12 protein-coding genes are annotated in these 13,413 nt (G+C 65.6%); all 12 read left to right on the top strand.

The annotated features are described in order from the left end of the window. A partial coding sequence (locus H5T65_11780; protein MBC7259914.1) for a nickel-dependent hydrogenase large subunit occupies positions 1-1,270 on the top strand: 1,270 nt, incomplete at its 5' end. Positions 1,271-1,273: 3 nt separating this feature from the next. Next, complete coding sequence (locus tag H5T65_11785; protein ID MBC7259915.1) at positions 1,274-1,810, top strand: HyaD/HybD family hydrogenase maturation endopeptidase; 537 nt, start codon at positions 1,274-1,276, stop codon at positions 1,808-1,810. A gap of 6 nt (positions 1,811-1,816) precedes the next feature. Beyond that, positions 1,817-2,731, top strand: coding sequence for a 4Fe-4S dicluster domain-containing protein (locus H5T65_11790; GenBank protein MBC7259916.1), 915 nt, complete (start codon positions 1,817-1,819; stop codon positions 2,729-2,731). Between the two features lie 252 nt (positions 2,732-2,983). Further along, positions 2,984-3,259: a hypothetical protein gene (locus H5T65_11795; GenBank protein ID MBC7259917.1), complete on the top strand. Its 276-nt coding sequence runs from the start codon at positions 2,984-2,986 to the stop codon at positions 3,257-3,259. Between the two features lie 247 nt (positions 3,260-3,506). After that, positions 3,507-4,394 (top strand): aldo/keto reductase, encoded by an 888-nt coding sequence (locus tag H5T65_11800; protein MBC7259918.1) that lies wholly within the window; start codon positions 3,507-3,509, stop codon positions 4,392-4,394. Positions 4,395-4,793: 399 nt separating this feature from the next. Continuing rightward, on the top strand, positions 4,794-5,819 hold the full coding sequence (gene pheS / locus H5T65_11805; protein ID MBC7259919.1) for a phenylalanine--tRNA ligase subunit alpha: 1,026 nt from the start codon (positions 4,794-4,796) through the stop codon (positions 5,817-5,819). Between the two features lie 21 nt (positions 5,820-5,840). Next, the gene (locus H5T65_11810; GenBank protein MBC7259920.1) at positions 5,841-8,381 is read left to right on the top strand and encodes a phenylalanine--tRNA ligase subunit beta; all 2,541 of its coding nucleotides are present in this window, start codon (positions 5,841-5,843) and stop codon (positions 8,379-8,381) included. 139 nt (positions 8,382-8,520) lie between these two features. Continuing rightward, positions 8,521-9,477 carry a GDP-mannose 4,6-dehydratase gene (locus H5T65_11815; GenBank protein MBC7259921.1) on the top strand — a complete coding sequence of 319 codons (957 nt, stop codon included), beginning with the start codon at positions 8,521-8,523 and terminating at the stop codon, positions 9,475-9,477. Between the two features lie 134 nt (positions 9,478-9,611). Beyond that, complete coding sequence (gmd, locus tag H5T65_11820) at positions 9,612-10,583, top strand: GDP-mannose 4,6-dehydratase (GenBank protein MBC7259922.1); 972 nt, start codon at positions 9,612-9,614, stop codon at positions 10,581-10,583. Positions 10,584-10,635: 52 nt separating this feature from the next. Then, positions 10,636-12,072 carry a phosphoglucomutase/phosphomannomutase family protein gene (locus H5T65_11825; protein ID MBC7259923.1) on the top strand — a complete coding sequence of 479 codons (1,437 nt, stop codon included), beginning with the start codon at positions 10,636-10,638 and terminating at the stop codon, positions 12,070-12,072. Positions 12,073-12,122: 50 nt separating this feature from the next. Continuing rightward, complete coding sequence (locus H5T65_11830) at positions 12,123-12,926, top strand: TatD family hydrolase (protein MBC7259924.1); 804 nt, start codon at positions 12,123-12,125, stop codon at positions 12,924-12,926. An 89-nt stretch (positions 12,927-13,015) separates the two neighbouring features. After that, on the top strand, positions 13,016-13,413 hold a 398-nt coding region (locus H5T65_11835; protein MBC7259925.1), incomplete at its 3' end, for a polyprenyl synthetase family protein.

Here is a 13,413-nt window from a genome sequence, read left to right on the forward strand (position 1 = left end):
CTTCAAGGCCGTCAAGGACAAACTGACCGCCTTCGTGCAGAGTGGCCAGTTGGGGCCGTTTGCCAATGGCTACTGGGGCCATCCGGAGTACAAACTGCCGCCGGAGGCCAACCTGATGGCCGTGGCCCACTACCTGGAGGCGCTGGACTGGCAGCGAGATGTCATCCGCGTCCATGCCATTTTGGGCAGCAAGAACCCTCACCCGCAGACCTACCTGGTGGGTGGCATGTCCATCACGCTGGATCCAGACAGCGAGACGGCCATCAATGCCGACAAACTGGCCCTGATCCGCAGGCTGTTCGTCAAGGCCAAACAGTTCGTGGACCAGGTTTACATTCCCGACCTACTCGCCGTGGCCTCGTTCTACAAGGAGTGGGCCGGGCTGGGTGAGGGCCTAGGGAATTTCCTGGCCTACGGCGAGTTCCCCGATGCCGCCGGCACCATGCTGTTCCCGTCGGGTGTCATCCTCAACCGCGATTTGAGCACGCTCCACCCGCTAGACCACACCAAGATCGCCGAATACGTAACCCGCTCGTGGTACCAATACGGTGATGGCGACGGTGCATCCAAGCACCCGTGGGACGGGGAGACGCAGCCGAACTATACGGGGCCGAAACCGCCCTACGAATTCTTGCAAACCGACGGCAAGTACTCGTGGCTCAAGGCTCCGCGGTATGAGGACAAGGCGATGGAAGTGGGGCCCCTGGCGCGGGTGTTGGTCGCCTATGTGGCGGGCCGGCCCGAGGTCAGGACGCTGGTGGACGGCGTGCTCGCCAAACTCGGCGTCGGCGCAGAGGCGCTGTTCTCCACGCTGGGGCGGACCGCGGCCCGAGGGATTGAGACCGCCGTCGTCGCGGGGAAACTGATCTCCTGGCTGGATGAACTGGCTACCCACATGGCCGACGGGGACCTCAGGGTGCACAACGGCGAGAAGTGGGATCCCGCCACGTGGCCCAAGGAGGCCAAAGGCTGGGGCTTCCACGAGGCTCCGCGGGGCGCCCTGGGGCACTGGGTGCACATCGTAGACGGCAAGATCGCCAACTACCAGTGCGTTGTGCCTTCCACATGGAACGCGTCGCCAAGGGACGCCAAGGGCCAGCCGGGCGCCTACGAGGCCGCGCTGATCGGCACGCCGGTAACGGACCCGGAGCAGCCCATTGAGATTCTGCGCACGATTCATTCGTTTGACCCTTGCATGGCGTGCGCAGTGCATGTGGTGGACGGCCGCGGGCGCGAACTCACGCGTATCCGCATTGACGGAAGTATGTAGGCCGTGGGGAAGACGTTGGTACTCGGCCTGGGCAATATCCTGCTGCGCGACGAGGGCGTGGGCGTTCGGGTTGTGCAGCGTCTGGCGGAACGGTTTGAGTTCCCAGACGATGTGCAGGTCTTGGACGGGGGAACCCTTGGGCTGGACCTGTTGCACTACGTGGAAGAAGCGGACCGCGTTCTGATCGTGGACGCTGTGGCGATGGGTAACCCACCGGGGACCCTGGTTCGCTTGAGCGGAGATGAGGTGCCGGCGTACTTGGGCATCAAGATATCGCCTCACCAGATGGGCCTGGCGGACCTGCTGGCGGCGACTCGCCTGCGCGGCACGTTCCCGCAGGAACTGGTGCTTGTGGGCGTGGAGCCTGAGGTGATTGACACCGGCCTGGAGTTATCTCCATCCATCGCCGCGCAAATGGACGCGCTGCTGAGTTGGGTGCTGGCCGAATTGTCGCGCTGGGGAATCCACCCTCGCGCGGAACGGTACAATGCTCAGACCGAGAACCCCCTTGCGACGGTCGGACGCGAGGAAGGTAGGTAAGAGTCTATGGACATCAACCGCAGGGACTTCCTGAAACTATCGGGGCTTCTGCTGGCAGCCGGGGCGATACGGCCGACGGGACTGGCACAGGCCGCGCCCGCCGATGCGCCGCTCGCCATCCTGTTTGATGCTTCCAAGTGCGTGGGCTGCCGCGCCTGCCAGATGGCCTGCAAGCGGTGGAACAAACTGCCAGCAGACACCCAGACAGCCGTGCGGCTGCCCGTGGAGGCTGCCGGAGCAGCGAAACTGTACGACACGCCGCAGAGCCTTTCGGCAGACACGTGGACGCTCATCAAACTGAGCAAGCGCAGCAATACCGATTGGCATTTCGTGAACTACCAGTGCATGCACTGTACCGATGCCGCGTGCGTAACCGTGTGCCCCTCGGGCGCTCTGTACAAGGATCCCAATGGGTTCACCGGCTACGATGAGGAGAAGTGCATCGGGTGCGGCTACTGCACACAGTTCTGTCCCTACGGCGTGCCGCACCTTCGGGTGGTGAATGTGCTGACCGGTGAGGCCAAGGCGGCCAAGTGCACCTTCTGCCAAGATCGCATCTACGCCGGCATCGGCGGGCCGTTCTGCGCGACTACGTGTCCGGTGGGGGCTCTGGTATGGGGCCGCCGAGACGAACTGCTGGATAAGGCGAAGCAGCGGGTCTCGCTCCTGAAGGGGCGCGGATTTGACCGAGCGACCCTCTACGGGGAGACGCAAGCGGGAGGGCTGAACCGCCTGAGCATACTGCTGGACGAGCCGGGGCGCTATGCCCTTCCAGTCAGCGTGTCGTCCCCCGCACTCGCGCGCGCGTGGAAGAACATCGTGCAACCCGCAGAAGCCGTCCTCATAGGCGCAACCGCAGTGGCTGTTGTGGGGGCTTTTCTCATCAGTCGCCGACACATCCGGATGGAGAGCGTGGAGTAGGAAGGAGCGCGTCCGCGTTCGCCGACGACCTGTGGCGGCTGGAGCCAGGCGAGGCGCGGTGGGTCCCGGCCGCCGAGTGGTGCACAGACACAGAGACCGCGGGAAAGGCGCGAGCGTTGCACCTTCTCCGCGGTCTGATTGCGTGGGCGGGTCATTCCCCCTCGGTCTTGCGGTTAGGGTGTCCGGGAATCCCCTTGACCCCCTCGCAGAGAGAGGGTTTGATGCGATTAGCCTGCCGGATCGGAGTGCTGCATGGGCCTGCTCTCCGTCCTTTTCGCGCTGGGGCTAGCCTTGCTGGGCTTCTCGCTGGCCTATCTCCTGCGGCGGCCTGACGAATGGGTGGCGCCGACGGTGATGGCGGTCGTGGGCCTTCTCATGACGCTGGCGACGCAAACATGGGGGCTGAGGCGGCTCCGCCGTGTCGTCGCTCCCCAGTACGCGGTTGTGCTCGCGGCCACGCGATGGGGCAGGCTGGCATTGGGGGTTGTCGTCGGCCTCATGGTGTACTTCCTCCTGCTCGCGGAGTAGGGAACGCAAGCGCGAATGAATAGAGTCCCTCCCAAAGTCTGTTGGTCGCGCCACGGGCATAGGCGCGACGCACTTCCAAAAGGGTGTCTCATCTTGGGCGCCAACACAAGCCGGAGCCGTGTCAATGAATACGGCCGCTTTTCGCTTCGCGCCGCTTCTGGTACAATAGGGCCGTGCCGGGCGCAGAGCATCCCCACAGGCGCCCGCGCGCATCGGCAAGTCCGCGTTTTCGGGAAGGAGGCGAGCGATGGAGACACGACCGTTCGGCAAGACCGGCGCCCATTTGCCCATCTTGAGCCTGGGCTGCCAGCGACTGGTGGATGAAGAGGGGTGCAGCGAGGAGCAGGCCGTCGCAATCCTCAACACGGCCATTGACCGGGGCATCCGCTATTTTGACACTGCCTGGATTTACTCCAAGGGTCAGAGCGAGCAGCGGGTGGGCCTGGTGGCCAGGCACCGGCGCAAGGAGATGTGGATCGCGACCAAGACATGGGATGTAACGCGCGATGGGGCGCGCCGCCAACTGGAGCAAAGCCTGGCCCGCCTTCAGACCGACTATGTGGACGAGTGGCGGCTGCACAATGTGTACGACCTCGCGCGGCTGGACGCCATGACCGGCCCGGGCGGCGCGCTGGAGGCTGCCATCCGCGCCCGCGACGAGGGGCTGGTGCGGTTCATCAGCATCTCGGGCCACAGCGACCCGCAGGTGCAGATTGAGGCGCTGCGCCGCTTCCCGTTTGACACGGCGCTGGTGGCCGTCTCGGTGCTGGACCACTTCATCTACTCGTTCGCCGAGGAATTCCTGCCCTTCGCCCAGGGCCGTGGGGTCGGCGTGGTGGGGATGAAGATACTCGGCTACAAGGTGCTGGCCCACGTGGCCGACAGGGCGCTGCGCTACGCCCTGGCGCTGCCGCTCACCACCGTCATCGTGGGGTGCTCTACCATGGCGGAGTTGGAGGCAGACCTGGCGGTGGCCGAGCACTTCACGCCGATGACGGGGCCGGAGCGCCTGGCCTTCTTCCGCGAGGTCTTGCCGCTGGTGCGGCCCGAGAACATGCCGTGGAAGGCCGCCGACTGGAGCGACCCGACGGAGTGGAAGCCACGCAAGGAGCCGTGGGGGTTCACGCCCGCGTAGCACGGCCGCGCAGCGCCCGCACTATTTTGACAAATCGCTGTTTCCGTACATAATAACGCCAACAATCCGAGACATCCGCAAAGGCTGTGACGGAGAGGAGTAGGCGGCAGGTAGCCCGCCAGGGAGGGATGGCCGACGACTGGAAGCCATCCTCGGGTCAGCGCCGTTGAAGTTCGCTCCTGAGCCGACGGGTGAACGCCGGTATCTGGCCAGTAGTCCGCTCCGGAGGCCCGCCGTTATCGGGCAGCCAGTAAGCCCCTGGGGGCCGCTGGTGGTGAGAGGGCTTGTGGAAGCCAAGCAGGGTGGTACCGCGGAGTGCGATTCAGCCGCTTCGTCCCTGAGGACGGCGGCTTTTCTTTTTGTGTTGGTCGGACGCATCACAGGAGCAAGGAGAGGGACATGCTAGAGCAACTGCACGACATCCGAGAGCGCGCGATGGCGGCGCTGTCCAGCGTGGACAGCCTGGCGGCGTTGGAAGCCTGGCGCACCGAGTACCTGGGCAAGAGGAGTTTCGTTACCACGACGCTGAAGGGCATCGGCCAACTGCCGCCGGAGGACCGCCCCGTGGTGGGCAAGGCCGCCCACGAACTGCGCCTGGCGCTGGAGGCGGCGCTGGAGGAGGCGCGGCAGCGGGTCCTGGCCCTGGAGCAGGAGCGCGCCGCCCAGGCCGAGCGGGTGGACGTTACCCTGCCCGGCAGGCCCGCCACCGTGGGCCGCCTGCACCCCATCACCCAAATCCTGTACGAAATCTACAACATCTTCGGCGAGATGGGGTTCCAGGTGTACGACGCGCCCGAGGTGGAGACCGACGAACTGAACTTCCAGATGCTGAACCTGCCGCCCGACCACCCTGCCCGCGACATGTGGAGCACGTTCTACACCACGCGCGAGGGCATCCTGCTCCGCACGCACACGTCGCCCGGCCAGATTCGCGCCATGCGCCAGTTCTGCCCGGAGCCGATTCGCGTCATCTTGCCTGGGCGCGTGTACCGCTACGAGGCCGTTACGGCGCGCTCCGAATCCATGTTCCACCAGGTGGAGGGGCTGGCGGTGGGCCGCAACATCACCATGGCCGACCTGAAGGGCGTCCTCACCGATTTCGCACGGCGGCTCTACGGGGAGCACCGCCAGGTACGTTTCCGGTGCAGTTACTTCCCGTTCACCGAGCCAAGCATGGAGGTGGATGTGAGTTGCGCGCTGTGCGACGGCGCGGGGTGCCGCGTCTGCAAGCATACCGGCTGGGTGGAGATCGCCGGCGCGGGGATGGTGCACCCCCAGGTGCTGCGCAACGGCGGCTACGACCCCGAGCAGTTCACCGGCTTCGCCTTCGGCATGGGGCCTGACCGCATCGCCATGCTCCGCTACGGCATTGACGACATCCGCTACTTCTACAGCGACGACCTGCGGTTCCTGGCGCAGTTCTAGCAGGACAGAGGAGACGAACCCATGAGAGTACCGCTGAGTTGGCTCAAGGAATACGTGGACATCACGCTGCCGGTGGAAGAACTGGCCGAGCGCATGACCCTGGCTGGGCTGGAAGTGGCCAGCATTGAGCGCATCGGAGCCGAGTGGGACCGCGACAAGATCTTCGTGGGCGAGATCCTGGAGGTCAAGCCCCATCCCAACGCCGACCGGCTGGTGTTGGCCGTGGTCAACTACGGTCGCGGCGCGCCCATGACGGTGGTAACCGGCGCGCCCAACATCCGCGTGGGCGAGAAGGGGCACAAGGTGGCCTTTGCCACCGTCGGCGCGCGCCTGATAGATGGCTACTCCGAGGAAAAACGATACATGACGCTGAAGCCGTCCAAGATTCGCGGCGTGCTCAGCGAAGGCATGGTCTGCTCGGAGAAGGAACTGGGCATCTCCGACGACCACGAGGGAATCATCCTGCTGGAAGACGACGCGCCGGTGGGCGTGCCGCTGGCCGACTACCTGGGCGACGTGGTGCTGGACATTGACCTGACGCCCAACCTGGCGCGGTGCCTGTCGGTCATCGGCGTGGCGCGCGAAGTGGCGGCGCTCACCAGCCAGCGGGCGAAGGTCCCCGATCCTGTGGTCTTGGCCGAAGGCGCGCCCATTGAGGGCCAGGTGGAGATTCGCATTGAGGATCCCGATCTGTGCAACCGCTACTCGGCCATGCTGGTGCGCGATGTCAAGATCGGGCCGTCGCCCAAGTGGATGCAGCGGCGGCTGACCCTGGCGGGGATGCGGCCCATCAACAACATCGTGGACATCACCAACTACGTGATGCTGGAATGGGGCCAGCCGCTCCACGCCTTTGACTATGACCTGCTACGGCCCACGCGCGCGGGAGGCCCGCCTGCCATCATCGTGCGCAGGGCCAAGCCCGGCGAGCGCATGACCACGCTGGACGGCGTGGAACGCAACCTCACGCCCGAGATGCTGCTCATCACCGACGGCGGCGGCCCCGTGGCCATCGCCGGCGTCATGGGCGGCCTAGAGAGCGAAGTTACCGAGCAGACGCGCAACGTGCTCATTGAGTCGGCCAACTTCCACGCCATCAACAACCGCCGCACGTCCCAGGCGCTGAAACTCGTGAGCGAGGCGTCCAGCCGCTTCAGCCGGGGCATTCCCGCGTCGCGGACGGAGCCTGCGGCCACCCGCGCCGCCGAACTTATGCGCGCGTTGGCGGGCGGCGTGGTGGCGCGTGGCCTGGCCGACAACTACCCTGTCCCGCAGAAGCAGCAGACCGTTCGCCTGCGCCCGCCGCAGGTGGGCCGCGTCCTTGGCGTGGAGATGACCGCGGATGAGGTCAAGGCCACGCTGGAGCGCCTGGAGTTTGAGTGCGTGCCCGCCCCCGACGGGCTGGACGTGAAAGTGCCGCTCCACCGCCTGGATGTGGAGATAGAGGCCGACCTGCTGGAGGAGATCGCCCGCATGGTGGGCTACGACCGCATCCCGACCACCCGCCTGCGCGACGAACTTCCGCCCCAGCGCAATAACCCGCCGCTGGAACTGGCGCGCAAGGCGCGGCATATCCTTGCCGGGTGCGGGCTGTACGAGGCGCTGACCTACTCCTTCGTCGGTGCGGAGGATCAGGATCGCCTTCTCCCGCCCGCGTCCAGGGGAGACGTGTCAGTGCGCGCCGTGGAGCCCGGGCCCCACCTGCGCGAGATGTTGCCCTGCATCCTCGCCGCCGATGCCTGCATCCGCCTGGCCAACCCCATGACGCCCGAACGCACGACCATGCGCACGACGCTCCTCGCCAGCCTGCTGGCGGTAACGGCGGCCAACCTGCGCTTCACCGAGCGCGTGAACCTGTTTGAGGTGGCGCGGGTGTACCTGCCCATGGACGATAAGGGGCTGCCGGTGGAGGTAACGCACCTGGGCATCGTGATGACCGGCCCGCGCGACGAACGCTCGTGGCTCACGCCCGAGCCGGAGTATCAGGACTTCTTTGACCTGAAGGGCGTGGTGGAAGCGCTCATGGCGGGCCTGGGCATCGGCGATTGGCGTGTGGAAGCAGCCACGCACCCTACATTCCACCCGGGCCGTTGCGCCAGTCTACTCGTCGGCGGCAACCGCGTGGCGATCTTCGGCGAACTGAACCCGGCCCTCCGCCTGGCCTGGGAACTGCCGGAGCAGCGCGTGTGCCTGCTGGAGATGGATTTGGACGCCGTGCAGGGCCACGTGTCTGCCGCTGTGAAGTTCCGGCCGGTGTCGCGCTACCCGGCGGTGGTGCAGGACATGGCCATCGTGGTGGACGAAAGCATCCCCGCGGCGGAAGTGGAGCGCGTGATCCGCGAGACGGGCGGGCGGATGCTCCGCAGCGTGGTGCTGTTTGACGTGTACCAAGGCCCGTCTATCCCCGCTGGCAAGCGGAGCCTGGCCTACTCGCTGACGTATCAGTCGGACGAGAAGACGCTGACCGACGCCGAAGCGGCGAAGGTGCACAACAAGATCGTCCAGCGCCTGGCGGCAGTCTTCGGGGCGCAGTTGCGGGGGCCTTCGGGGGCGAGCGCGTAGGGGAACGGCATCCGTCATGTCTGCGGTTTTTGTTCATATATCGCATCTCCCACTGGTGGGTCGGCCCTTCTTGCAGTTGCCGCCTGACTGAAGTATAATGCGTGCGTCGCTGGGCACAGACCCGCCGTCGGAGGACGTGTTGAAGGCGCTGATAACGGGCATATCCGGCTTTGTCGGCAGCCACCTTGCCGAATACCTGCTCCAGAACCGGCCCTGGAAGGTTGCCGGCACGGTGTACGGCCCTGCGGGCAACATCGCGCACATTCAGAGCCAACTGGAACTGTATCCGCTGGACTTGACGGACGCGGAGGCGGTCGCGCGGCTGGTGGAGCAGACGAAGCCCGATTGCATCTTCCACCTGGCGGCGCAGCCCGTGGTACACCTGTCGCGCAAGGATCCGTGGTTCACGCTGTCCAATAACATCCGCGCCCAGTTGAACATCCTGGAAGCGATGGTGCGGGCCAAGTCCCAAGCGCGCCTATTGGTCATCGGCTCCAGCGAGGAGTACGGCCTGGTGTACCCCGACGAGGTGCCCGTTCGGGAGACGAACCCGTTCCGCCCGATGAGCCCCTATGCGGTGAGCAAGATCGCGCAGGACATGCTGGGCCTCCAGTACTTTTTGAGCGATGGGCTGGACGTGGTGCGCGTGCGGCCGTTCAACCACATTGGGCCGCGCCAGGGTCTGGGGTTTGTGGCGCCCGACTTCGCCAAGCAAATCGCCGAGGCCGAAGCGGGCCTGCGCGCGCCCGTCATCCGAGTCGGTAACCTGCGGGCCAAGCGCGATTTCAGCGACGTGCGCGATGTGGTGCGCGCCTACGTGCTGCTCATGGAGAAGGGCGAGTCGGGCGAGGTGTACAACGTCGGCTCGGGGCAGGCTCGCGAAATCCAGGAAGTGCTGGATGTGCTCCTGTCGCTGGCGCGCGTGCGCATTGGCGTAGAGCAGGACCCGGAACGCATGCGGCCGTCGGATATTCCGGCTGTCGTGGCCGACTGCACGCGCCTGCGGGAGCGCACGGGCTGGGAGCCGCAGATTCCCTTTGAGCAGAGCCTGCTGGATGTGTTGGAGTATTGGAGACGGAAGGTTGTTGGCCGTTAGCGATGAGCCGTTAGCCATTAGCCAGCCTCTAGCCATTGGGTGCAGGTTCGGGGCTAGAGGCCAAAGCCCAAAGCCTAAAGGCTAGAGGCTAAAGGCTAATGGCTAATGGCTAGAGGCTGCTTGTAGGAGGATTCATGCCAACCGCTTTGATCACCGGAATCACTGGCCAGGACGGTTCCTATCTGGCCGAGTTCTTGCTGGAGAAGGGGTATCACGTCGTGGGCATGGTGCGGCGTACCAGCACGGTGAACTTTGACCGCATCAAGCACATTCAGGACAAGATCACGCTGGTCCCAGGCGACTTGCTGGACCAGATGTCGCTGGTGGACTTGCTGCAGGAGTATCGCCCGCAAGAGGTGTACAACCTGGCGGCGCAGTCCTTCGTCCCCACGTCGTGGAAGCAGCCGGTCTTCACCGGCGAGGTTACGGCCCTGGGCGTTACGCGGATGTTGGAGGCGATCCGCATTGTGGATCCCAAAATTCGGTTCTACCAGGCGTCGTCCAGCGAGATGTTCGGCAAGGTGCGCGAGGTGCCCCAGAACGAGAACACGCCGTTCTACCCGCGCAGTCCCTACGGCGTTGCGAAGGTGTACGGCCACTGGATCACCGTCAACTACCGCGAGAGTTACAACCTGCACGCCACTTCGGGTATCTTGTTCAATCACGGGTCGCCGCGGCGGGGGCTGGAGTTCGTGGAGCGGAAGGTGGCCCACGGCGTGGCCCGCATCAAATTGGGCCTGGACAAGGAGTTGCGCCTGGGCAACCTGGACGCGCGGCGCGACTGGGGCTTCGCTGGCGACTACGTGCGCGCCATGTGGCTCATGCTCCAGCAGGACACGCCCGACGATTATGTCATCGCCAGCGGGAGCACGCACTCCATCCGCGAACTGTGCGAGGTGGCGTTTGGCTACCTGGATCTGGACTGGCGCGAGTACGTGGTGCAGGACGAGCGATTCTACCGCCCCGCCGAGGTGGACCTCCTCGTGGGCGATGCGTCCAAGGCGCGCCGAGTGCTGGGCTGGGAGCCACAGGTCTCGTTTGAGGAACTGGTAAAGATGATGGTGGACGCGGACCTGGCCCTCCTGCGCCGCGAGAACGGGCTGTAGGGCCGACGGGCCGGCCGCTCGCACGATAACACCGCATAACGAGGTGCACGATATGACGACGAAGATCAAGTTCGGGACGGACGGTTGGCGGGCAATCATCGCCGAGGATTACACGTTTGACAACGTCCGCGTGTGCGCCCAGTCGGTGGCGCGCTATCTGCTGGACCGCGGCGTGGCCCAGCATGGCCTGGTGGTCGGCTACGACACGCGATTCCAGTCCGAAAACTTCGCGGCGGCAGTGGCCGAGGTCGCCGCGGCCAATGGCGTGAAGGCGTACCTGTGCGACCGCTTTGCGCCCACGCCGGTCGTCTCGTGGGGCATTCTGGACCGCAAGGCCGCCGGCGCAGTCGTCATCACCGCCAGCCATAACCCAGGCGTCTGGAACGGGTTCAAGTACAAGCCGGAATACGCCGGCTCGGCGTCGCCCGAAGTCGTAGCGGCGCTGGAAGAGCGCATAGAGGCCATCCAGGCGGGGCGGGATTCGGTGAGGCGCATGGGGCTGGACGAGGCCCGGCGCAAGGGGCTGGTGGAGATGTTTGACCCCACGCCCGCCTACTTCGCGCAGGTGGCGCGCATGGTGGATTTGGCCCCCATCAGGGCCGCTGGCCTGAATGTGGTGGTGGACGCCATGTACGGCGCGGGCATGGACTACTTCCCCCGTCTGCTGGATGGCGGGGCGACGCGCGTGTTCCAGATTCACGACGAACGCAACCCACTTTTCCCAGGACTGGATCACCCTGAGCCGATCGGCCATAACCTGCGCGCCCTGGCCGACGCCATCCGCGACCGCCGCGCCGATGTTGGCCTGGCCAACGATGGCGACGCCGACCGCATCGGCGTGGTGGACGAGCACGGGGTCTTCGTCAACCAGTTGCAGGTGTACGCGCTCCTGCTGTTGTACCTGCTGGAAGTGCGCGGGTGGCGCGGGCCTGTGGTGCGCTCCATCACCACCACCGTCATGGCCGACAAACTGGCCGCCCGCTACGGCCTGGAGGTTATCCGCACGCCCGTGGGGTTCAAGTACGTGGGCCCCGCCATGATTGAGAAGGACGCCATCATGGGCGGCGAGGAGAGCGGCGGGTTCGGCTTCCGCGGCCACATCCCCGAACGCGATGGCATTGTCGCAGGGCTGTTCATTCTGGATTTGATGGTGCAGATGGGCAAGAAGCCGTCGGAACTCATTGACTACCTGTACTCGCTGGTGGGGCCGCATTTCTACGACCGCATAGATGCATCCTTCCCCGCCGAGCAGAAGCAGGCCATCATCGCGCGGGTGCGCGACAACATTCCCAAGACGCTGGCCGGCATGAAGGTGGTGGGGCTGGACACCCGCGACGGGTTCAAGATGGACCTGGAAGACGGCGGCTGGGCGCTCATCCGCTTCTCGGGCACCGAGCCGATTCTGCGCGTGTACTGTGAGACCACCCGCGCCGACAAGGTGCAGGAACTGCTGGACGAGGGGCTGCGCCTAACGGGCCTGGAGCGGTAGGCGCGGCGGCAGCACACGGAGTTGGGGGCGGCTTGGGCGCTGAAACGACGCTGCGATGGATAGATACCCACGCGCACCTGGACTTCTCGCAGTTTGACGCGGACCGCGAGGACGTCCTGGGGCGGGCATGGGCTGTGGGGCTGGTGGCGATTGTGAATGCCGGCGCGGATTTGCCATCCAGCCGGGCCGGGGTAGAATTGTCGGCGAAGCACGAGCGCATCTTCGCGGCGGTGGGCGTGCACCCGCACGACGCGAAAGATCTCACCGCGAGCGCCCTGGCCGAGTTGGAGGCGCTGGCGCGCGCGCCGAAAGTCGTGGCCATCGGCGAGATTGGGCTGGATTTCTACCGCGACCTGTCGCCGAGGCCCGCGCAGCGCCAGGCCTTTGAGGCGCAGTTGGACTTGGCGGCGCGGCTGCGCAAGCCCGTCATCGTGCACGACAGGGATGCCCACGGCGAGGTCATGACCATCCTGCGCGGGTGGGAGGGAGCGTCGCCGCTGCCCGAGAAGGGCGTGCTGCACTGCTTCTCGGGAAGCCTGGAGATGGCGCTGGAGGCGGTGGAGTTGGGGTTTCTCATCTCCGTTGCGGGGCCGATTACCTACCCGAACGCGCGCAAGTTGCCCGAGATTGCGGCCGCGCTGCCGCTGGATAGACTGTTGGTTGAGACCGACTGCCCGTTCCTTGCGCCGCACCCGCATCGCGGCAAGCGCAACGAGCCTGCGTATGTGGCGCTGGTGGCCGAGGCGGTGGCGCGCGCCAGGGGCGTGCCCGTGGCCGAGGTGGCCCGCATCACGACCGCCAACGCGGTGCGGGTGTTTGGGTTGGAGATGCAGCCATTGGCCGCTAGCCGTTAGCCTTTGGCCGCTTGCGCGGACCGTGAGAAGGCTAATGGCTACTGGCCAAAGGCTTTTGGAGAGGATATCCTTTGAACCTTTTGCCCTTCTTGGAACCCATCCGAACGGATATGGAGAAGGTGGAGCAGCGGCTGCTCCGCGCTTCCGAAGTGGAGTTCCCTCTGCTGCGGGTGGCCGTGCAGAACCTGCTGCGAGCGGGCGGCAAGCGGCTCCGCCCCGCCGTCGCCATCCTGGCGTCGCAGTTCTACGAGGCGCAGGCTGACAAGGTCATTTCGGCTGCGGCTGCCATTGAGATGCTGCACACGGCCACCCTGGTGCACGATGATATGATTGACCGCGCCAACACGCGCCGCGGCTATCCCACCCTCAACAGTCAATGGAGCGGCGAGGCGACCGTCCTCACCGGCGACTACATGTTCGCGGTTTCGGCGTCGCTCGCTGCCGAAACCGATAGCGTGCCCGTGGTGCAGATTTTCTCGCGGGCGCT

This window comes from Chloroflexota bacterium, from assembly GCA_014360805.1.
In the GTDB taxonomy this organism is placed as follows: Bacteria; Chloroflexota; Anaerolineae; order DTLA01; family DTLA01; genus DTLA01.